Annotated in this window: 17 protein-coding genes; 5 read left to right on the top strand and 12 right to left on the bottom strand. The window is 44.7% G+C overall.

The features are described 5' to 3' along the window. Position 1: 1 nt before the first annotated feature. A complete protein-coding gene (locus tag JMA39_RS17900; RefSeq protein ID WP_202723244.1) occupies positions 2-1,504 on the bottom strand; it encodes a flavocytochrome c in 1,503 nt (500 codons plus the stop codon). Positions 1,505-1,693: 189 nt separating this feature from the next. Here JMA39_RS17900 and JMA39_RS17895 point away from each other — a divergent pair, with 189 nt between their 5' ends. Together JMA39_RS17895 and JMA39_RS17890 are read left to right on the top strand one after the other, a co-directional pair. Next, on the top strand, positions 1,694-2,464 hold the full coding sequence (locus JMA39_RS17895) for a TetR/AcrR family transcriptional regulator (RefSeq protein ID WP_202723243.1): 771 nt from the start codon (positions 1,694-1,696) through the stop codon (positions 2,462-2,464). Between the two features lie 114 nt (positions 2,465-2,578). Then, the gene (locus tag JMA39_RS17890) at positions 2,579-3,670 is read left to right on the top strand and encodes a branched-chain amino acid aminotransferase (RefSeq protein ID WP_202723242.1); all 1,092 of its coding nucleotides are present in this window, start codon (positions 2,579-2,581) and stop codon (positions 3,668-3,670) included. A 62-nt stretch (positions 3,671-3,732) separates the two neighbouring features. Here JMA39_RS17890 and JMA39_RS17885 read toward each other — a convergent pair whose 3' ends face one another. The 8 genes from JMA39_RS17885 to JMA39_RS17850 all read right to left on the bottom strand — a co-directional run bounded on the left by JMA39_RS17885 (position 3,733) and on the right by JMA39_RS17850 (position 14,648). Next, positions 3,733-4,134, bottom strand: a complete 402-nt coding sequence (locus JMA39_RS17885) for a hypothetical protein (protein ID WP_202723241.1) — start codon at positions 4,132-4,134, stop codon at positions 3,733-3,735. Between the two features lie 309 nt (positions 4,135-4,443). Next, a complete protein-coding gene (locus JMA39_RS17880) occupies positions 4,444-5,394 on the bottom strand; it encodes an acyltransferase (protein ID WP_202723240.1) in 951 nt (316 codons plus the stop codon). 7 nt (positions 5,395-5,401) lie between these two features. Continuing rightward, the gene (locus JMA39_RS17875; RefSeq protein ID WP_202723239.1) at positions 5,402-6,307 is read right to left on the bottom strand and encodes an acyltransferase; all 906 of its coding nucleotides are present in this window, start codon (positions 6,305-6,307) and stop codon (positions 5,402-5,404) included. A gap of 569 nt (positions 6,308-6,876) precedes the next feature. Continuing rightward, entirely contained in the window at positions 6,877-8,400 is a 1,524-nt protein-coding gene (locus tag JMA39_RS17870; RefSeq protein WP_237732904.1) for an EAL domain-containing protein, read from the bottom strand. 456 nt (positions 8,401-8,856) lie between these two features. Then, a complete protein-coding gene (locus tag JMA39_RS17865) occupies positions 8,857-10,377 on the bottom strand; it encodes a YifB family Mg chelatase-like AAA ATPase (RefSeq protein ID WP_202723238.1) in 1,521 nt (506 codons plus the stop codon). Between the two features lie 538 nt (positions 10,378-10,915). Beyond that, positions 10,916-12,178 (bottom strand): hypothetical protein, encoded by a 1,263-nt coding sequence (locus JMA39_RS17860; RefSeq protein WP_202723237.1) that lies wholly within the window; start codon positions 12,176-12,178, stop codon positions 10,916-10,918. 573 nt (positions 12,179-12,751) lie between these two features. After that, positions 12,752-14,008, bottom strand: coding sequence for a sensor histidine kinase (locus JMA39_RS17855; protein ID WP_202723236.1), 1,257 nt, complete (start codon positions 14,006-14,008; stop codon positions 12,752-12,754). Then, on the bottom strand, positions 13,980-14,648 hold the full coding sequence (locus JMA39_RS17850; protein WP_202723235.1) for a response regulator transcription factor: 669 nt from the start codon (positions 14,646-14,648) through the stop codon (positions 13,980-13,982). Before JMA39_RS17850 ends, JMA39_RS17855 begins: the two co-directional genes overlap by 29 nt. 93 nt (positions 14,649-14,741) lie before the next feature. On the opposite strand from JMA39_RS17850, the gene JMA39_RS17845 reads away from it, so the two are divergent. Both JMA39_RS17845 and JMA39_RS17840 read left to right on the top strand, forming a co-directional pair. Then, the gene (locus JMA39_RS17845; RefSeq protein ID WP_202723234.1) at positions 14,742-15,926 is read left to right on the top strand and encodes a DUF5666 domain-containing protein; all 1,185 of its coding nucleotides are present in this window, start codon (positions 14,742-14,744) and stop codon (positions 15,924-15,926) included. A 297-nt stretch (positions 15,927-16,223) separates the two neighbouring features. Then, the gene (locus tag JMA39_RS17840; protein ID WP_202723233.1) at positions 16,224-17,777 is read left to right on the top strand and encodes a methyl-accepting chemotaxis protein; all 1,554 of its coding nucleotides are present in this window, start codon (positions 16,224-16,226) and stop codon (positions 17,775-17,777) included. 98 nt (positions 17,778-17,875) lie between these two features. Here the strand turns inward: JMA39_RS17840 and JMA39_RS17835 are convergent, their stop codons facing one another. Genes JMA39_RS17835 through JMA39_RS17825 form a run of 3 tightly spaced genes read right to left on the bottom strand, consistent with a single transcriptional unit; the run spans position 17,876 to position 21,409 of the window. Continuing rightward, positions 17,876-19,528: an HAL/PAL/TAL family ammonia-lyase gene (locus JMA39_RS17835; protein ID WP_202723232.1), complete on the bottom strand. Its 1,653-nt coding sequence runs from the start codon at positions 19,526-19,528 to the stop codon at positions 17,876-17,878. Between the two features lie 28 nt (positions 19,529-19,556). After that, complete coding sequence (locus JMA39_RS17830) at positions 19,557-19,907, bottom strand: cytochrome c3 family protein (protein WP_202723231.1); 351 nt, start codon at positions 19,905-19,907, stop codon at positions 19,557-19,559. Then, complete coding sequence (locus tag JMA39_RS17825; RefSeq protein ID WP_202723230.1) at positions 19,907-21,409, bottom strand: flavocytochrome c; 1,503 nt, start codon at positions 21,407-21,409, stop codon at positions 19,907-19,909. The genes JMA39_RS17830 and JMA39_RS17825 overlap by 1 nt, the downstream gene beginning before the upstream one ends. A gap of 259 nt (positions 21,410-21,668) precedes the next feature. Here JMA39_RS17825 and JMA39_RS17820 point away from each other — a divergent pair, with 259 nt between their 5' ends. Further along, on the top strand, positions 21,669-22,514 hold the full coding sequence (locus JMA39_RS17820; protein ID WP_202723229.1) for a LysR family transcriptional regulator: 846 nt from the start codon (positions 21,669-21,671) through the stop codon (positions 22,512-22,514). Positions 22,515-22,829 lie beyond the last annotated feature (315 nt).

Genomic DNA, 22,829 nt, shown 5'->3' with positions numbered 1-22,829 from the left:
CTTACGCTTTCATCATCGAACGAGCGGCTGTTACACCAAAGGCCATGCAGTCAGGGGTTGAGCAGCCACCAAGGCGACTCACACCGTGAACGCCACCAGAGACTTCACCGGCTGCATAAAGATTTGGGATCGGCTTGCCGTTTTTTGCTGCTATAACTTCGGCTTTGGTATTGATCTGGATACCGCCTTGGCAGTAATGCACTTTTGGCCACAAACGCTGCACAATAAATGGGGCTGTTAGATAGATCCCTGCTCCCATATCCATACGCTTGCCAAACTGTGGGTCTTCACCCGCTTTTACATACTCATTCCAGTCATCAATCTGTTTTTTCAATGGGTTTAGCGGTAAATCGAAGTGTTTAGCGATAGCTTCAGCACTGTCGAACTCCCAGGCAACGTTATACTTGAGTACGTTTTCAAGTGATGGATCTTTCTGTGCTTCGTGTTTAGGGGCTATGAGTAGTGCAGGGTGTGGATTACCATTCTTATCACGACGCTGGATCTCTAAGTCTGCGCGGTGTTTACGGTCAGCGGTTTCATTCATGAAGCGCATACCGGTATTACGATCAATTGCGATAGAGTGAGGGAAGTTATATAGCGAGAAGCCAGCACCATAGCCAAAGCCGCCTTCATCTGGTGATGCCCATGGGCCCGATTGAATAAAGCTAAGGTGAATAGGCATAGCTCCTTCGGCTAGCATGGCTATTAGGCCATCGCCTGTCGCACCTCGAGCATTGGTATGACCGACTTCGTCACCTAATGTAGGGTCAAGCGCTTGGCGGAATGCCACGTTGGCTGCAAAGCCTCCCGTTGCGATTAATACACCTTTCTCAGCTTTTACGTTAATGAGCTTGCCCGAGTCTTCATGGTCGGTGTGGTAGCCTTTACGTACTTTTATGCCTAATACGCTGCCATCGGCTGCTGTGATCAAGCCTTCAAACTTATGGCGAGTTTTGGTTTTTACCCCATAGCTACGGGCTGTTTTAAGCATAGGGCGAATAAAACCAGCACCAGAGCGCTCAACGACTTGGTGACTACGTGTCGCGCTAGTACCACCGGTATTGATGATATGATCACGATAGACACAGCCACAATCTTTAGTTAATTGGTAAATGTAAGGCCCGAGTTCAGCACTATGGCGTAACAAGGCTTCGCTGGCATAGCCGCGACCAGATGCGAGTTGGTCTTTTACCATGAGCTCGGCGCTGTCTTTGATACCGAGTTTCCTCTGTAGGTCGGTATCAGCAAAGCAGGCTTGGCCCGCATTAAGGGTTGAGTTACCGCCGTATACGCCTAGTTTTTCAAATACCACAATATCTTTGGCACCGAGTTTTCCAGCCTCTACTGCTGCCGCAAGGCCTGCGAAACCCGAGCCAACGATAACGACTTCATGGGTTTCATCCCATTTAATATCAGATGACTTAGCGTTTACAGATAGTGGTGCTAATGCGCCAACAGCGGCAGCTCCCACCCCAAATTTTAAAAACGAACGTCTTGTTTGCATTTTTTTAGTCTCCATTAAACCTGAGAGAACAATATGCTGCTGTAGGAGGATCAAATATGCGCGAAATCACACTTTATACTGGGGGAGAAAGTTTTTTGTGCAGGCCTTCAAGAAAATGTTTCTTTTAAGTATCTAAAAGTCTTGATGTTCGTAATATCAATTAATTATAAGTTTAAATGAAGAGTTTATATGCGCTGTCCTAGTAATAAAATCGATGCGCTTCGCTGTAATCAATTATTAGATGTTGCTGAGCAACTTATTGATAAGCAAGGTGTAGTTTCGTTCAGGTTCGCGCAGATAGCTAAAGGAGCGGGTTGTTCAACTAATACCTTATATAAATATTTTGAATCTAAGGAAGATGTATTAGTTTGTCTATTTTTAAGAAATACGACATCGAGTCAAATACCAATATTTATAAAAGAGAACCCTGATTTAAATATCTATGAACATGCAGTTCTTTCTATTTTATTTACTTTTGAAGTTGTGAAACGAAGTCCAATATTTAATATTTTGCGGGTTGTATCTATTAATAGTATGTTCTGGCAGCTAGCTAGTTCAGATAAAGTTGAAATACTCAGAAATAGAGTTAATCTGTTTTGGAGTCGAATTAAGCGACCGCTAGAGATAGCCGTTGAAAGGGGGGAGTTACAAGCGACCCAGGTCGAAGTTGATGATCTCAGTCAGGCGCTGTATTTCTTTTTAGCTGGGGCAACCTCTTCGTACCAAAGTCGTTTAATGGATGAGCAATATTTTATTGCCGATGATGATATTGGTTACCGTCATATCAGCCGTTTGATGAATCATTATCAATGGCGTCAGCCTATCACGCGAGAAATGATGCAAGGGTTATCTGCCCGGATACAGGTTTTTCTAGATAAGGGCCACGGTGATATCCGCAGTTGCGAAACCTGTTTAAAGATTGGAAAACAGTCTGAATGCAGACAACAGTTTAACCAATAGCTCTACCAATTGAATCGGCCAAAAATGCTGAAGATCTTGAGGCTAGCCCGCGTTTTGCTTGACTTTTTTATGACCACTGATAGGCTGCTCAGTCAGTAATTAAGGTGGTATACAATGCAAATAACTTATAATTTAAAACCTGCGTTAGAGCGCCGTAGCGAACAGTTTAACCCTACAAGTAATGTGGGTTTTGGTAACCTCAGAACCGACCACATGTTTTTGATGGATTATCACGATGGGCAGTGGTGTGATCCAAGAGTCGTTCCTTATGGTCCATTTCAGGTTGCCCCTGGTGCTATCGCCTTGCATTATGGTCAGTCAGTGTTTGAAGGCGCCAAAGCCTTTCAACATGAAGATGGCGAGATCTATACCTTCCGTATCGATAAGAATGCCGAGCGTTTAAACCGTTCTGCAGATATTCTTTGTATTCCAGCTATCCCTGAGCAGATGCAGATCGATGCCATCAACGCTTTGATCGATGTCGATCGTTTATGGTTCCCGATGCAAGAGGGAGCTTGTCTCTATATTCGCCCATTTATCTTCGCCACCGAAGACCGTCTATCGGTTAGTCCGAGCGAACAATACACTTTCTGCGTGATGTTGAGTCCAAGCGGCCCTTATTATAGTGACGGCTTCGATAAGGCGATTCGTCTGTTAATCAGTGAGCGTTTCCACCGTGCGGTTTCTGGCGGAACGGGTGCCTCTAAGGCCGCAGGTAACTATGCTGCATCGTTAAAGGCGGGTAAGGCTGCTGCTGAGTATGGTGCTGCACAAGTGCTGTACTTGGATGCTAATAATAAGCAGATCGAAGAAGTGGGTGCGATGAACCACTTCCACGTGCTTAAAGACGGCACGATTATTATTCCAAAGTTTACCGACACCATCTTAAAGTCGATCACCTCACAGTCTATTCTTGATTTGGGCGAGTTGCTGGGTTGCGAAGTACGTCAAGAGACAGTGATGCTGGATCAGTTTATTAGCGATATCGAGTCCGGTGAGATCATCGAAGCGGGCGGTTTTGGCACTGCGGCGGTAGTGTCGCCAGTTGGCTCTTATATCTTTGAAGATAACCGTGTCGTCACGGTCGGAGATGGCGAAGTGGGTGAGCACACTAAGCGGATCTATAAGGTATTAACTGAGATCCAGAAAGGCCATATTCAAGGGCCTGAAGGTTGGGTGCAACACGTTAAGCGTGTACAGTTTTAGGCGCTTTAACCCACTTAGTTGAATGTTAAAGGCTCCTTATGGAGCCTTTTTTATGACAATTGTTAAAGTGTGATGATAGTGTTGATCATTACCGCTTGGCGGCCAATGTTTCGCGTGGTTGGATAAAACTGATACTCGCTTAACCCTGTCAGCTCATCTTCGTGGATCTTAATACCATCGCTGGTGTTTACCATGCTGACCAGCTGCATCTCTCCGGAGTTGTTAATCACAAAGGAGACCTTATAGTTTGCTTTATCTTGCGCTTGCTCGACAGTTGACTGGGGGAGTATCTGTTGCCAGCTGATGAGGGTATCTTTGGTTACCCAGTAATAGGCCATATCACTGCTGTTAATTTCAATGAGTTGTTGATTACTTGAGGTGAAACCTTTGTTTGCACAGCCTGTAATACTCAGCATAAAGAGGGCTGTGAAAAGGCTGCAAGTTAGCTTAAATTTTGGATGCATTCTGATACGCTTATTGTTGTTATGTTAAATTTTAAGCGGTAAAACTATCGATTAGAGTTGGAAATGTCTAGTCAAGATATTGACGCTCTGTGGAAAGGGTTTGGTTTTTTATATTGAAAAACTCATCTCTTGTAGAGGATGATTTGCCAATTGTTTTTGGTCTAGATAAATTGGCTGCAGTTTTGGTGTTGGTTAGGCAGTTAAACTATCTGTGTTGGGTATGATTTATTTGACGAGGGTCAGATATTGAAGCTTAAAGAAGAGCTGAATAGGCAAGTGGATATGCCTATTCAGAAGAGGTTTGCTATTTTATTGCTGCTTTGAGGCGCTTGGCTTCTCGATGAGGTGCTCACTTGGCACATTATGCTTAAGCATCAGCTGGTGGATCTCTTCATCTTTCTGTTCCCAGATCTCATTTAGCCAGCGTTGGAACTCGACGCGGTAGGCCGCTTCAGCAAAGTAGCGCTTATTGTCCACTTTAGGTACGGGAAGTACCTTTACACGCACCACAATCTTCTTCATTCGGCCATGCATCACCTCATCTAAAGCATCTTTTTTTATCGCTTCAGGATAAACCAAGGTGATGTCGAGTAGGTTGGTAAATTGTTCTCCCATGGCGGAAAGTGCAAAGGCGATACCCCCGGCTTTAGGACGCAATAGGTAGCGATATGGCGAGTCTTGGCGAATACGTTTCTCTTCTGTGAAGCGACTGCCTTCGACGTAGTTAATGATCGAGGTCGGCATATCAAGAAACTTCTCACAGGCACGACGAGTAGTTTCTAAGTCTTTACCCTTGAGCTTCGGGTTCTTCTTTAGCTTTGCAGGGCTGGTGCGGGTCATAAAGGGCATATCCAGTGACCAGCAGCCTAAGCCTAAAAAGGGCACATAGAGTAGCTCTTTCTTGAGGAAGAACTTAAGCATAGGAATATGGTTGCGCAGTACGTATGTCTGCGCGGCAATATCAAATCCGCTGAGGTGGTTACTGATCAGTAGATACCAGCTACGCTTATCTAGGTTTTCTAGCCCTTCAATGTCCCATTCGATATCGGCGAGTAGATATAAGATCCCACCATTACAGGTTGCCCATGCCCACATAAAGCGATTCATAACATGGGTTAAGCTGTTACGCGCGGCGGTAAATGGCAGCAGCAGTTTTATGATGCCGCCAACGCTGATTAGCGAGGCCCATACCACAGTATTAATGATCAAAAACAGGGTGCTTAAGAAATATAAGACGGGTCCAGGTAAAAAATTCAACATCTTGCTCTTATGCCTCTTCTTGGATGTTTTCTGCTTGTGCTAATTGGGCTAGTACGCGATCTTTCTCTTGCCAGATAAGGTTTAGCTCTTGCTGGAATTGGATTTTGAATTGGCGGTCTTTGATGTAATCCCCGCGCAATTCCTCACCAATATTACTCACCTCGATATGCACTCGCACCTCATCGACTTGACCGCTAATATATTCCCAATAGCTAGGGACTTTACCTGGGTAGTAGATAGAGATATTAACTAATTTGTTGATATGCTCACCCATCGCCGAAAGCGCAAAGGCCATGCCGCCAGCCTTAGGTTTAAGTAGATGGTTAAAAGGTGAGTTCTGTTTACTGTGTTTACTCGGATGAAAACGAGTGCCCTCAACAAAGTTCATCACGCTAACAGGCTTGCTTTTAAATTTGGCGCAGGCTCTACGAGTGATCTCTATATCCTTGCCCCGTAGTTTAGGATTTCTTTTTAACTGAGCCGTGCTATAGCGGCGCATAAAGGGAAAGTCCAGTGCCCACCAAGCTAGTCCAAGAACGGGAACGAAGATCAGCTCCTGCTTCAAGAAAAACTTTAAGAAGGGGATCTTGCGATTCAAAACTCGTTGCAAGATGAGAATATCTACCCAAGACTGGTGGTTAGCGATAACCATATACCACTCTTTGGTAGACAGCTGTGCGTCCCCTTCAACGGTTAATTTTATTGGATGTAGCGTATTCTCGACAGCGCCATTGACACTGATCCAAGCGCTGGCGCAAAAGTCGAGAAAGTAGGTGCAGGCTTTACGCGTCACTGCTAAAGGAATGAGCTTAAAAATACTCACAATTAAAATGGGAGTGACCCAAAAGAGCGTGTTAATAAAATAGCAGAAAAAGGCGAAGCTTCCTCTAAAACGTGACACCATCGCGCCCATCCAGAATCTCGAGAAAAAAATTGGAGACCTATAGTACTCGTTGTCAGGTCTTGTCTCAATCTAGATGTTAAATTTTGCTGGTTAACGGTTCGGGATGTCGGTGCTTTGAGAAAGGTTGTTAGTGGGAATGAGCGCGAGCTGTGACAGCTTGTTTTAAATTATTCTCACTCATGAATGCCAAGCCCCAGCACTATACAAATTAGTATTAAGCTAGGGCTTGTTGTCGATTTAGATGTTAAATTTTGCTGGTTAACGGATCGGGTTATCGCGGCTTTGAGCAAGTTTGTTAGTTAGCATAAGTGAGGGCTGTGACATCTTGTTTTAAATTATTCTCACTCATGAATGCCAAGCCAGCACTATACAGATTAGTATTAAGCTAGGGCTTGTTGTCGATTTAGATGTTAAATTTTGCTGGTTAACGGTTCGAGATGTCGGTGCTTTGAGAAAGGTTGTTAGTGGGAATGAGCGCGAGCTGTGACAGCTTGTTTTAAATTATTCTCACTCATGAATGCCAAGCCCCAGCATTATACAGATTAGTATTAAGCTAGGGCTTGTTGTCGATTTAGGTGTTAACTGTTGAGTAAGTATGTTCTGAGTTCTGTTGCTGGCAATGCTTTTGAATAGAGCCAGCCTTGATGCAGATGAATACCTAACTCTTGTAGGTATAGAGCCTGCTCACGGGTTTCAACACCCTCTGCGATGAGATTAATATTCATCTCCCTCGCAATCGCAATGTAGGAGCGGATGAGAAATGGTTGGTTTTGTTCGCTCAGTATCATTTTGATAAAGGCTTTATTTATCTTTAGGCAGTCGAACTCTAACTGCTGGATAAGCAAACCGCCACCGTAACCCACGCCCATGTCGTCGAGCTTGATGCGACAGCCTAACTGCTTACAGCCAGCGATAAATTCACGGATAACTTGTAAAGACTCGATAGGCTGACGTTCGGTGAGTTCGAAGCATAATTGGTCCACGGGATAACCATTGTTAGCTAATAGCTGTAGATATGGCAGCAGATCTTGCTGCTCTATCTGTTTCGCGCTGACATTGATGCTGCATCTGGCTATCTGATTACTTCTCAGCAAGGACTTTAGTTCACTGAGCGCAGTTTTAATCATCCACTTTGTCAGCTGTGGCATTACAGAGTCTTGCTCCAGAATCTTGATATAGCTGCTGGTTTCTCTGCACTCTCCATTTTTTTTACGCCATCTTAGTAGGGTTTCAACGGCAAATATCTGTTCATTTTCAGAATCGATAATGGGTTGATAAGCGAGATAGAAAGCTTCTCTCTTTAATCCTGACACAAAACGGCGATGCCAATAAAACTTCTGCAATCGCTCACGAAATAGGTACAGTATACAGCCCAAAAGTGCGCTCGGTACGAGCAGCAGTAAGAATACGGTAAGCCAAAGTTGGGTTTTTGCATTTTCATTAGCAATTAAGGTGTATTCAAAATTAGAGTTTTTAGCTTGATATTTGATACTGGAAAGCGGTGGAATATGTGCATTTCGACTCACCCAGTCATGACCACTCACCTTGATACTAAGCCCACCACACATTTGGCAAACGGCTAGAATTTTGTTGATAGCATCGGCAGATTGTACCGGCACAAATATTTTTGCACTGCTGTCTGTCGTACTCGCATAAATGGTTTTTTGTTTGTTAAAGGTACGAGCATCAGTTGCTTTAACGAGTCCGTTACCATCAATATCTCGGTTTAATTGTATGCCTCCAGGGGGGACAGGCCAACGACCGATAGCCGAGCAGATAATATTTTCGTCATTAAACTTTACCCAAGGTACAGGTTGGGTGTTTTGCATAAATAATTTTTGTTTGAGCAGCTTGATGGTCTCTTCTGAGCAGTGAGTTTCTTGCTCTTCTTGTAGCATCGCCTGCACTTCTTTCATTTGTGCTTTTGCAGCTAGTAATCTCTGCTGATATTCACCATCTAGTTGTACTGCCACTGCAGTCAGCTGCTGAGTGACGAGGTAATGGCTCAAGCCGAGTGATATTGCCAGTAATACAATAAAAAAAAGGCCTAAAATAAGGGATTTTATCGCATATTGACTGTTATATTTGAATTTACTAGGCATGGCTATGATTTATTAACAACTTGAAATAATTAAATAAGAGATGATAGCCAATAGCCTGTGATTGGCTGAGTGGGTTGATGGGCAAACAGATCATTACCATGTTGGAGATCGCGTAGTGACGGTTGTTCTTGTTGTCGCGAATGCTATAAAGCGGTGGTTAGGTATGAACAAAGTAAATAAATGTTTGCTACTTCAATATCATCGAGTTAACGAAGCGGGAGGAATTTACTGGAATCTTAGGCTTGATTCAACTTATTTGTTTAAAGAGTAACAGATATTTACTTTAACTATATCTTAGTTAAATCCACCGTGAGAGTCGCTTTAACCTCTATCTCATTTACTTATTTATGCGCAACCCTCTAAGAAATATGACAAAGTCAGCCATGCTTTAAGCGCCTATATTAAGTGTATGAGCAGGTTCGGGGACCTCCATTGTGCAATTAAGTCAATCTGACATTACTGCCTTGATAGCGAAGTGAGCAGTCGATCCATGGCGCGATAGCCTAGCGCTTGGGCGATATGGGCACGGCTTACGCACTCCTGCTGATGCAGATCGGCAATGGTGCGGGCAACGCGCTGTAGGCGATGGTAGCTACGCACCGACAAGCCGAGTCGATGTACGCTCTGCTCCAAAAAAACTAAATCATCGGCGCTAAACTTGGCATCCTGTTTGAGCTGTTTTCCTGTTAGTTCACTGTTGAGCACGCCGGAGCGAGCGACTTGCGTCTCGCGTGCTTGTTGTACGCGTTTAGCGATAGTCGCGCTGGTTTCAGCTTGAGTGTTTTGGTTATTGAGCGCACCGACTGGTAGTTTTGGTACATCTATGGTGAGATCGAAGCGATCTAGAAAGGGGCCTGATAATTTACTGAGGTAGCGCTGGATCTGTTCGTTACTGGCTCTGGCATTATCGGCATCGCCGCAAGGGCTAGGGTTCATCGCCGCTATGAGCTGGAAACGACTGGCAAAGGTAAGCTTTGCCGCCGCGCGCGAGATGCTGACCTCGCCAGTTTCCATTGGCTCGCGTAAACAGTCGAGTACCTTTCTGGGAAACTCGGCCACCTCATCGAGAAACAGCACGCCTCGGTGTGCAAGTGAGATCTCACCGGGCTTAGGTTGCGCGCCACCACCCACCAGTGACACCGCCGAGCAGGTATGGTGAGGGCTTCTGAAGGGGCGTTGGTAGAAACTTTCGGGTTTGATGTTATTTCCCGAGACAGAGTGAATGGCGGCGACCTCTAACGCTTCGTCATAATTTAACTTAGGCAGCAGCTGCATCATTCGGCTGGCAAGCATGGTTTTGCCGGTGCCAGGCGGGCCAAGCAGTAGTAAGTTGTGATTGCCCGCCGCGGCGATCTCTAATGCTTGTTTGGCCTGATATTGGCCTATGACTTCGCTTAAGCAGGACTCTTGCGGGCTTTGCTCCTGAGATAACCATTCAAGGTTTAGGTCGATACTTGGCAGTTGTGACTGACCATGCAGATAGGCCGCCAGCGATTGCAGATGGGTGGCGAAGCAGACTTTCTCGAAACCGACCAGTTCGGCATCTTCACGATTTTCTATCGGCAAGACTAAGGTGCTATTTTGCTTGCTGGCTTCGACAATCACAGGAAGAAGCCCTTGGCAGTAGCGAATGTGGCCCGACAGTGCCAGTTCACCGACAAACTCATGTTGTTCGATAGACTTGAGCGGGATCTGCTTTGATGCCGCAAGGATCCCCACTGCGATAGGCAGATCGTAACGTCCTCCCTGTTTGGGTAAGTCTGCAGGCGCGAGGTTGACTGTGATACGGCGCATGGGGAATTCGAAGCCTGCGTTGATAAGCGCGCTTCTCACCCGCTCTTTCGCCTCTTTGACTGAGGCTTCAGGCAGTCCGACTAGGTTGAAGGCTGGAAGTCCGTTGCTGAGGTGGACTTCGACTTGGACTGCTGGGGCTTGGACACCATGACTGGCACGGGTGGCAACACAGGCGATGGGCATAAACAAATCCTTTTGTTTTATGAATGGGTTCTTTGGATAGGGAAATCCAGTTTTCCCTTTGTTTTGCTTACTTTGTTTTAGTTTAGCTAAAGTTTGCTGGTTTGCTTAACGTAACAAACGGTGACTTGTTATTAGCAATCAAACTTCGTTTGATAAAGGGTCGTGGTGCTTCGCTCCACATTGGTAATGCATCAGGCTGCGCCCGACCAAAGTCGTGGGATTCCATCCCACACCCGGCCAAGAAGGGGTCTACAGCAACCCCCTCTTGGATCTCCCCTGCCGCCCCCGACGAAGTTGTTGATCCTCATGCTTATGGATAAATTGCTAACGCTTCCGATGGGGCATCCTGCCCCGCGAAAGCTAACCCGACATCCCTGTCGGGTTCACGCAATTTATTCCAACGCACTTCGGCAACTCCGATGGGGAATTAGTGTTCTCTGTAGGGGCTGGGGGAAACTGATAGCAGTGGGATTATGCTTAGTAGAGCAAAAAGCTGTGAAGAGTTTATTTACTCTGATTTCAGATTTACACTATGTTGTTATCCATCGTTTTTCAAAATGAGGATATTGAAAAATAAAACCGACTTAATCATGTGGTTTAAGTTGTGCACATCTCGGAATAGTAAAAGGGATTTTCGCATGAAATCTGAAAAGTAAAGTTCATGAAAAGTGTTTCGTTCCATACCTTCACGCGCAGGGTAAAAAGTGATTAATTGAGATGACTCTTTGTACGTATACTTGTAATGCGCAATTCCATTTCTAATTTTGTTATCAATTGCGGACTCATCAAATCGAAAGAAAGAGTCATCGATTGCACTAGCTTTTCTTCCCAAGTCGATATTGGCGTAATTATCAATTGAGTCAAACGCTTTGATTTTTTCTTGCTTTTTGTTGAACCTAATCGAGTCATCAAACAGGTCGTAGGCGCCTCTTTTAATTAAGTTATTCAAGCCAGCGACCAATGTCAGTTGGCGAGCGTAGACTTCTGCTAAGTCTTTATAGAAATTACAGCAAGTGTCGAAGTCGGCGGTTGATATTCTTGCTGGGGTCTTACTTGTGTCATCAACTTTTGCGTAGTCTTGATAAAACGTTGGTCTAAACGGGAGCTCTAAACCAAGAATTTTTGGATATAGGCTGAGACAGTCATGATGAAGCGTTCTAATAAAGTCGTTGCCGATAACTTTGTTAAAGAACTCTTTTGTTTTTATTTGGTGGTGAACATATAGCCATCGAAGAATTTCAGGCATTTCCGTACTCATCTCTTTATTTTGTTCGTAGATGGTGAACGGAGATGACATATTCGAAGTTGCAGAGTACAGAGCAGCTAAAACATCTTGCTTCTTATGGCTCTCAAGAGTTACTCCATCAAGTTTCTTGCAGGCGCGTTCGAAAGCGTCAACATCTCCTCTTTTGTATTGAGTTATTAGTCGTTGCAGATCGCGTTTCTTTGAATAAAGGTTGTTGAGAAGAGTTAACCTATAGTTCAAGTCATGAAAAGCTTCTTGCCCTATTTCATGGGTAATCCTCATAAACGTTGTAACTTGTGCATACTCTCCAAAAGAAACTGGAAAATCTAAATGAAGTTCAACGAAGGGGTTCTCACCATTAAAAGGTCCTTTAAAGTCCAGTATATCAACGGCCCCCGTAAGGTCATCTTCTAGGGTTCCTATTGTAAACGAAATGATTTCTTCGCATTTCGGGCAAGCAAATTGAAATGGTTGAATATCCCTGTTAGACATACCAATTCGGCAATCAATTAGAATAGTACATGCTTCACATTGAAAACGTTTACAGATATTCATTATGATCTTTTACTTAAATAGATATATGGGGTATTTAATGAGATCAAACCATAAAAATACATTTATTTCAAATGGTTGACGGTGAAGTGATGTTTTAAAGGTTTATGCTGGATTTCACTTTGTTTACAGTAGAATGTTGGTTTGTTGGAAATAATCGGGTCAGAGCAAGATTAATAATCTTCGTTCTTTAGGCGTGACTCCAGATCCAAACTATTCCGCTTTTCTAACTCGGTGTAGATACGGCTGAAGCCTTTGATGGCATGGATGCCATCGTAGAGCTTACAGGGATGTACTGGCAGCGTGTTTCAGCAGTGTCTACACATACGCTGGCCGCAGGCCATTGGAACCCGTGAAGCTGGAAGTTGGTTTGATGCTTCCAAAGAAGCCGATCTGCAAGGTTCTATATTTCTTCGCATTGATGCGATAGCGACATTCGCATACCGGAACACTGGCCGCAGGCCATTGGAACCACTTATGCGGGAAGTTGTTACATAGCGTCAAATGGCGGTGAAGCCAAAGGTTCATCGCTGTAGATTTAAAGCCTGCGTTAGTTTCACGCAAATGAAATCACACTTAAAGGGACTCCCCTTTGGCAGAAAACACCAAAGTGGTACAAAACTCAACCCCGTTATCTTGAGGATGATAACCCCACCCCATGCGTTCGCAGATCCGCTCGACGATAACCAAGCCTACACCATAACCAGCATTGTAAGTCTCATTACCCTCATGACGATTGGTGATCGTCAGCGTATGCCCTGTGAGCACGATGTCGATATCACCGATACTGTAACTGAAGGCGTTCTTGATGACATTGTTGAGCACGATGGCGATAAAGCTTTGTGGCGCATGTATCAGCTTGGCATCGTCCACCGCTAAGCGATAACAGGTATCTTGCCGAGCGAATAGTTCCTTCATCTCGCTGAGCTGCTTGCGCAGTGCGATCTCTAGATCGACATCGGCGAAGTAACGTTGGCTAATCGACTCCTTACCCAATAATAGAAAGGTTTCGGTGAGCACCTGCATCTCGTCGCTGGCTCGCTGCAGACGTTTCACGGCGTTGACTGCTAGCGGGGGCTGGTCGGGAATTTTTGCCAATAACTCGGCAGAGCCTTTGATCACTGTGATAGGCGTTCTCAGCTCATGGGAGGCAAAGTGACTGAACTCCTTTTCACGTTGAAAGAAGCCGTTGATATCGTTTCGACTATCTAACAGTGTCTGTTCTATATTGCGGGTTTCGACAAATTGTGTGTCGACACCAAAGGGAGGGTCGTCGGGTGACATATGGCTTATCTTGCGCTCGATGATGGTCAGCGGTCTCGACAGCGCTCGGATAAAATAGAGGCTATATACCGTCATAAATAGGCCGATAAGCAGGCCTAAGGTTAATATGTAATCATGCAGATGCGCCTCATAAATATCGAGATAGTCATCGGCATCATCTTGAAACAGGATATACATTAAACCTGTACCTGAAGGATGGGGTTTAACAATAATGTGCTTATCTTCTGTGCCTAGCTCGTGCTCATAGAAACCCGGAGTCTGATAGGATTTTAGCCAATCAGGAATGGGCTTTTCACTCCAATAGGTGGTGAACTCGCTGTCATTGGGTAGCCTGGCGTGCTCGCCATGGGTTTGATAGTCACGAGTGTAGCGTGAGGCCTCGGTGTCTAACCAGTGGTGCAGGCTGATGATCTCAATTTGGTTCTCGGCGATGTAGATCACCGACCAAAATAGACTGAACATAGCAAAGGTCATCAAACCGAAGCTCCAACGGATCTTGCGGTAGATACTTGGGAAATGCTTATGCTTTGAGGCGGTAACCTTGTCCATGTATTGTCTCTAATCGTGATTGTTCGAAGCCCTTATCGAGGGCTGTTCGTAGGCCATAGATATGGCTACGAAGGGCATCGCTCGGCGGCGACTCATCACCCCAGACGGCATCGCAGACATCTTGGCGGCTGACAACACCGGGGGCACGCTTTATTAACACCTTCAGTATTTTTAGTTGAGTGCGACTGAGTTTAATAGACTGTCCTGCACGGGTGACGATATTAGTTTGGGTGTTAATGTTTATGTCGGCAAATGACAAGGTACCGATATCTTGCCGTGGGCCGCGATTACTGAGTGCATGCAGACGTAGGCTCAGCTCCTCCATGGCAAAGGGCTTGAGTAGATAATCATCGCCACCAGCCTTAAAGGCGGCTACTTTATCATCGAGGCTATCTTTAGCGGTTAAAAACAAAATAGGCGTGTTGCAATACAGCTCTTCACGCAGCTTGCGCACTGCGGTGATGCCGTCAATCTTAGGCATCATGATATCCATAATAATCACGTCGTAACTATTTTCAGATACCAAGTTTATCGCGGCTTCGCCATGATAGGCGCAATCGATCACCATTCCCTCAAGTTCTAAATAGTCGGCGATTGTTTCGGCAAGGTTATGGCTGTCATCAACAATTAGAACTTTCATAGATTATTTTATCTTTCTTCACGATCGCTTCACGGTTCAAGTTTTAACATACAGCTAAATTTGATAATCATCTCTTTAAATAAGGGTATTTAGATGAAAAAAGTAGCTTTAGTTTCAACACTTGCTCTGATTTTAACTGCTTGTGGCGGTGGAAGCGACAGTTCTGATAATGGTAATGGCGGCGATAACGGTAACGGTGGTGGCATAGTTACAGCTCCAACGGCGGTTAAAGGCACTATTGAGTCAGTTAATACTGCGCAAAATAAAGTTGTTGTAAATGGCTATAACTATGATGTCGCTGGCGTTTCTTACGGTGACGTTAAACTAAATATTAACGATTTGAAGCCTAACATGATGGTGCTGATCGGTGGCCAGCAAAGAGCTGCTGCGGTTCAGGTTAATCTTGAGCCAACAATCACAGGTAAAATCACTGCTATTGATCTAGCAGCGGGCACCTTCGATGTAAATGGTGTGACCTTAGCTTACAAGTTATCTAACGAAATCGAAGTGGGTGACTGGGTGATGGTGTCTTCATTGCCTACGGCTGATGCAGGCTACAAAGTATTGTCTGTAGTTAAATTTGAAAATGATGATTTAGTTAACCATTACGAAGTGGAAGGTCGTCTATCTAGCTTAGATGATAATGCGATGAGCTTTAAGCTTGGTGCTGCGTTAACCGTTGATTATTCAGCTGCAAGAGTTGAAGACAACGCAATACTTGCAAATGGTCAGTGGGTCGAAGTTGAAGGCACTCTAGGTAATGGCGAGTTTAACGCGACCAGTGTTGAAGTTGAAGATTATAACGATCTGGCCAACGACACCGAAGTTGAAGGCGTCGTTACTTGGGTTGATGCACAGCAAACAGCCTTCGAGCTTAACTACCAAGGCCGCTTTGTTGTTAATGCTCAAACTAAGTTTGAAGACGGCTTTAAGGCTGATCTAAAACAAGGTGCATTAGTTGAAGTGACCTCTGTTAAGCAAGGTACACAGCAAGTGGCTACCGAAGTTGAATTCGATGACGATAACTCAACAGGCAACGATAATGTTGGTAACTGGAAAGAGTTTGAAGTTGAAGGTAACGTTACTTCATCTGATGCAACGGCAAAGAGCTTTGTGATTAAAGGCATTGCTAGCAACATGACAGTTATTGTTGATGCGAACACCGAATATGAAGATGGTATTCGTTTCGACACCTTAAATCAGCAGCGCATCGAAGTTGAAGGTGTGGTGATTAACGGTCAAAACATCGCTCGTGAAATCGAAGCAGATAACGATTAATTGTAAATCGATATTTCAAATAGATTGACCCTAAATGCCTTTCTTATGAAAGGCATTTTTGTATCTGCTTTTTACTCAGAGTTGAGGCCTGGCGCTTGTTATAGTCTGATAAGTTAGGAGAACTTATATCCCCATTTAGGATTGTTTATAGCTATTAAATTAGTGCCTTAAGGCTTTGTGAGCTAGTTGCTCTTTAGAGCAACTGAAAAAAATTCAGTCATTATTTCGATGGAGTGTGAATATTGATACTACACTGAACGGTAAGTTTTTGTACGCCATTACGTAAAGGATTATATTATGGACGAAGAGTACCAGTATCCCGCCAATTACAATCTAATCTCTATCACGACACCATCGAGCCACATCAAATATGCCAGTCCTCACTTCTCAGAAGTGGCGGGATATGATGATGGCGAACTCATCGGCCAGCCCCATAATGTTGTTAGGCATCCCGACATGCCGAAGGCTGCCTTTAAAGACTTATGGACTCATCTTCAGTCGGGTAACCATTGGATGGGCATGGTAAAGAATCGCCGTAAAGGTGGTGGATATTATTGGGTCGATGCGTTTGCCTCTCCGATAAAAAGCAATGGTGAGATTATCGAGCTGCAGTCGGTTCGCTTTAAGCCTGAGCGTATTCATGTCACCCGAGCAGAGGCCATCTATAAACAACTATCAAACGATAAAAAACCCTTTCAGCTGAGCATAGGGTTGAGAACTCGCCTCTGGCAGCGTAGCGCTATTTGTTATGGTATCGCAGGTCTACTCTCATACGCCGTCGCTATGTTTAGCCAAAATATCGCAATAGCACTGGCATCCTTTTTCGTTATGGCGACTCTGACTAGTTACCTGTTAACGCGTCCTTTGGAACGATTGGCTAAAGAGGCTCGAAAAGACTTTAATAACCCGTTGATGGAGTTGATCTACACCGGAAAAATCAATGATTTTTCCGAGATAGAACTGGCGATGAAAATGCGCCGGCAGCACGTTAAGGCGTTGATTGGCCGTGTTAATATTTCGGTGATGGAGGCCTGTGACAAGACGCTAGATAATGCAAAACTGGCTACAGAGAATAATCATAAAGTGACTGAGCATCTCAATACCCAGAAAACCGAGATTGAAATGGTGGCCACAGCCGTCAATGAGATGCAGGCGGCATCGACTGAGATTTCACAAAATGCTCAGGGCACAGCAGAAGCGACGATGCAGACCCAAACGACGATGTCAGATAATTTGGAATGCATCAATCAAGTTAACAAATCGATGTTGGAACTGGTCGAAGAACTGGCTTCAATATCCAGCACCGTAGTATCGCTCGATAAGCAGACGCAGCAGATTAGCTCGGTGATCGATGTGATTAACGGTATTGCAGAGCAAACTAACCTGCTTGCGCTTAACGCGGCGATTGAGGCTGCCAGAGCCGGGGATTCAGGGCGTGGTTTTGCGGTGGTGTCTGATGAGGTGCGTACCTTAGCTCAGCGTACTCAGGTAGCGACCACAGAGATCCAGACGGCGATCGAACAGATCCAGAGCAATAGTCAGGTGGCGGTTAAGTCTCTTGAGGTGGGTAATGACAAATCGAGCAAAACCGTTGGCATCATCAATACTTCATTAAGTAAGATAAATGAACTAGAGGAACTGATTGAGGGCATCGTTGAGCGTAATCAGCAGATTGCGGTTGCCATCGAAGAGCAGGTGTATGTCTGTAACGAGGTCAACACCAATGTGCAGATGGTCAACTGTAAGGTGTCAGAGTCCTATGACTTGATCACCGTGACCAATACCCTAAACCAAGAGGTTGAAAGCAGTACCGACGAACTGTCGACGACTATTAGAAACTTCAATATGTAGTTTGAACAGCTTTAGAAACTCGATGAAAAGGTGTTTAGCGGTAGGCTAAACACCTTTTTATTGCAGGGGGAGGGCTTAGTTAATTAAGCCATGCGTCCTTACTTGGTCGCAGAGTAGGTCTTAAGGAACTTAATGCCGTTATTAATATCTGGCGTGTAAGTTCGGTCTAAATCGACAAATGGCACCACTTTGCGGTACTGCTCAATTAGATGGCTAGTGCCTTGGCCCATTTGCTTATCTTGGTCTCTCATGCGAATTTCCATACCTTGAGTGGTATGCAGTACTTCGTAAGCGTAGATTTCGTAGCCAATGTCAGCCATTTTCTCAACGCGAGAGGCAATCAAGTTAACATTGCTAAATGTCTCTTCAATGCCCACTGAAGTGGGGACGCCGTATAATGTAGCGCTATTTGTTAGTGTCATTGCTTCAGCATATAGACCAGACATCGACTGTGCGATATTAGCAAAACCGTCACCGCCAACATTCTCTTTTGCCACTAAGTATGTTGGTAAGTTAGTGCGGTAGCCATCGTCTAGCTGAGTTGTACGCCAAGCCGAAATATGAATAACCTGTGCCAAGGCGCGGCCTAGTGATTCCATCTGTACGGCTAGTTGTGTGTTGTCGAAGTTCGCACCTGAGTTAACAAAAACATTGTCATCGCCCACGCGCAGTGCATTAACCGCAGGTGTATCGCTATACCATAGATCGTCACGGGCTTCGGTGTTCACAATCGGGTTGTCTGTGGTGTGGTTGATAGCGGTGTTTAGTAGCGCTTTGGCTTGGCGCAGCTCCTCTTTTGCCGTCGCTAGAATGTAGCCTGAAGAGCGGAATGACAGTGGATCTTGCAAGTTACGCTTGCTGTCTAAGTCCCATAAGTATGAGCCCTTTAATGCACCAAGAATGGCTTCTGCCGCTTCATGACCTTGCGGCCAACCTTTGGTATCCACGGTATGCCAAAGGAAAGGTGACACGTTACCGTTAAGCGCTTCGAGTGAAGAGGCGATAATAATTGGTGATATGTCGAGTAGGTGCTCTACTTTTTTTACCGCCGCGATATTTTGCGCTTCGGCCACGTTACCGTTAGATAAAATAGAGATGCCATCTAAACCGAAAGGTCTATATGGCTTAAGGCCAAGCTCTTCGCGAACCTCTTTCGAGTTACGGCGCTCGCCTTTATACATTACATCCCACTCACCCATTAGCGACAAGCCAATGTGCGTCGCTAAGCTAAGATCGTTAGCGCCAGATGAGCCGCGGCTTGGGATCAGTGGTGTCACATCGGCGTTGATGTAGTCCATAAAGGCTTGTGCACCTTCGGTGCTCATCGCTGTATAACCTGCTGCCATTTGGTTTAGGCGAATGATCATCGCCATTTTGGATTCGCGCTCAGAGATGAACGGCTCGACACCTGCGGCTTGAATACGCATTTGGCGTTCGTTGAATTTGATTGATGCAGTAAAGTTTGGCTCATCTTCTACTGAAGTACCTGCAACACGCTGATCTTTAAGCGCGCCATAGTTTACGGTTAAGCCATAGATAGAGCGACCATCGGCTGCGGCGTGGATCGGTGCCTTATAACCTGCGTTAATACGCTGCCAGCCAGTTTTAGAAATAGTGACATCTTCACCCGGCTGGGCGATTTCCCATAATTGATCAACTGTCAGCGAACGACCATCTAAGGTGTGTGTTGCTGCATTGACTGATAGAGGTAAGCTGGCAGCGATTAGCATTGCAAATACACTTTTCTTCATTCTTTTATTCTCTTATTAGCAAATTAATTTATTTGAGATTGTTAAATTCGACTTTATGACAGTCGGAGCAAATATCTTTTGAAGGCTTGTGCTCTGAGTGGCAGACCATGCACTCGAGCAAGTCTTCATAGTGATGCGAATTATGTGGATTCTTATCGAAGCGGTTAGGCTCAGTCGGAATATCATGCATACCGCCATGACAATCGATACAAGCCTGATCGCTTGGGCGTTCAAATGCGCCCTTGGTTGTATGGCAGGTACGGCAGTTCATATCATCGCCAAGAGCGTCGATATGGTGTTGTTTAATGCTCGGCTTTGCGGCTAAAGCACTGCAAGACAGTAAGGTTGCGATGACTGCAACGGCAAAAGAGGTTTTCATTATGCGTTCGCCTTATAATTTGCTGCAGTTCTGCCTGCAATCTGCCCAAAAACTAAACCGTCAACCGATGAACACCCACCTAAGCGATCCATACCGTGAGTACCACCGGCAACTTCACCAGCAGCAAAGAGGCCTTTAATCGGTTCACATGTCGTTGCATCAATAACTTCAGCGTTTGGAGTAATTGCTACGCCGCCCATGCAGTAATGCAACTTAGGTGACAATCTAAGTGAGTAAAATGGTGGCTTTAACTCGGTTCTTCTATCTAACGGCTTGTTAAATGGATCGGGCTTGCCCTCAACAATCTCGTTCCAATCTGCGATAGATTGAGCCAGCAGCTTTTCATCGACGCCGTGACGCTTGGCAAGTTCGGCAACAGAGTTCGACTTGTTAACCGCACCATCACGGTAAGCTCCCTTAAACCCTTCGGCGCGCTTGGTGGTGGCTTCGCTGCAGAAGGTAAATGGGTAGTTAGGCTTTTCTTCTGTGCCTTTCTCCAATACCACTAACTGGGCTTCTGCACGGGTACGGCGATCGGCCAGTTCGTTCATAAAGCGCTTACCCGTCATCGGGTCGATGGCAATGCCTTCGCTAAATGAGTAGTCGGCAAAGAAAGATGCAGGTCCCGCTCCACGCTCATCAGGAGATGCCCAAGGGCCAAGCTGATACATGTCGATCATGATAGGTAATGAGCCTACTGCGAGCAGTGATTTGATCATGCCTGCCGTTGCGCCTGGTTGGGCCGTGGCTTCTAGGTGCGCATAGATAGGCATGGTGGTTTTAACAAACTGCTTATCTTGACCCCAACCACCAGTTGCAACGATAACACCGTGGCGAGACTTGTAGGTCTGCTCACTCTTGAACTTTTCAGTATCGAAGTCGAATTTCTCTTGAACAGCAACACCTGTAATCGCGTTGTCCTTATCACGCAGCAATGTGGTGACTTGAGTGCGGTTTTGGAACTGGACACCTTTATCTAGCAGGTATTTGTGCATCGGTACCACAATTCCGCCACCAGATGCATTGGCAGGGATATGGGCTCTCGGTGCGCTGTGTCCACCAAGGCGGATAATCTTATCCATAAATTCAACGCCGCAACCAATTAGCATGTCGTAAACGGTATGGGCTTGTGTTGCTAGGGTTTTACATAGCTCTGGGTGATTGAACCCACGACCCGCTTTTATCATGTCTTTAATCATGAGTTCTGGTGAGTCTTCAATGCCGTGCTTTTTTTGAAGTGATGTGTTTGGCATACAGGCAATACCGCCGCAAATAGCCGAGTTGCCGCCCCAGGTTTCCATCTTTTCGAGAACGAGTATGTTTTTTATTCCAGCCTTGTTTGCTGAGTAGGCTGCGGCCAATCCAGCAAAGCCACTGCCGACAATGATTAAGTCATACTCACGATCCCAACTATTTTCCGATGCAACGGCTGTCGTTGAAAAAGGTAAAGCCATGGCTGCGGTGACACCCATGCTTTTAGTTAGAAATTCTCTTCTTTTCATTATTATCCCACTAATTAGCTCTAGTTAGTTTTCGTGGTAAATAATATTTATCACTCAGTTCTTAGTTTGTGATGTTTATCTGATATATCGTGGTATAAGAAAAGGCAATACCTGCTATTGTAAGCGACACCACCGCTATAAATACCGTGAAGTATGATTATCAATAGCTATTTTTTACTAGGGTTATTTTTAGCGAATTAACGTGTGTTTGATTGTAATCTCATAACCATAAAAATATAGACTTAGAGCACATAGCACTATGATTAACAATACGGTAATTCATCATTTTTATTATTCAGCAAAGTTTTCCTCTTTCTCAAAAGCGGCCAGTTTTTTAAAAACAACACAGCCAAGTGTAAGCGCTAGTATTATTGCTTTAGAGAAAAAGATGGGCACTAAACTATTTGAAAGACAAAGCCATGGAGTTCGATTGACTCCGGCTGGAAGTGACATTTACCTAAAGGCTGAAGCCGTTATTATTTCGCTTAATGAGATGAACTCGGCGTTGTCTCAGATTAATAGAAAGTCGGTTGTTAAAATTGCAACTCAACCTAGATTGTATGAAAAGTATTTGTCGGCTAAGTTAACGCCAGAGTTTATCGAAGAGTTTTTTATTCAAATTAATACTGGCGAACTGGCAACGATTAAAGGCTGGATGGACTCAGGTGATGTCGACCTGGTTATTACTGAGGGGATATTCCATAACCACCCCATATTTGAACATGTTGATGAGTTGGATAACCTTAAGTTTTTCTGGGCAAAGAAGAGAGGCATTGAGTTCGCTACTCCTATCCCTACCTTTGTGCATTCTGATGTGTGGAACCATTGGCATGACTTAAGCGAGTGTATGTATAACAACCCTAACTTCAGAAAGGTCATGGTGATCGACACGCCAGACTTTTCTTGTAAATTAATCGAACGGGGCATGGGGATAGGTTTACTACCTGAGCAAATTATTCTAAATAACGACATGCTTGAAAAATGTCTTGGCCCGACAGAGGGGGATATCGATGGCCCTATTGCTATCTATGTCAATCAAGAGCGCAAGTTGGAATTACAGCAGATAGGCCTAATTGACAGAATTATCTCTAGTAGCAGTGAGTAATGAGATTTTATTATTCAGGCCTTTGATATAGAACTCATTTTTTAAACATAACGTGTTTGTAGTCACGGTTGCCGTGAAAGCATGATTGTGATCATGAATATAATGGCTGCTATGGTGATGTTATTTAAAGGCTTGTGTCGAGTTATTTGTGAAGTTATTAACTGAGATGGTGTTTTTTTATTTTAGTCATTGGTTTGAATGTCACTCTACTTATTCTGTTAAGCTGTACTCTATTAAATCTATTTTTATTGAACCATAAGCGTGATGCTAAACGGCGTGTTATCCACTGATGCTTTGTTGAACACAAATATCAAG

The organism is Shewanella schlegeliana, assembly GCF_016765635.1.
In the GTDB taxonomy this organism is placed as follows: Bacteria; Pseudomonadota; Gammaproteobacteria; order Enterobacterales; family Shewanellaceae; genus Shewanella; species Shewanella schlegeliana.
Note: the sequence above shows the minus strand (reverse complement) of the source record. Positions and strands in the feature narration are given on the sequence as shown.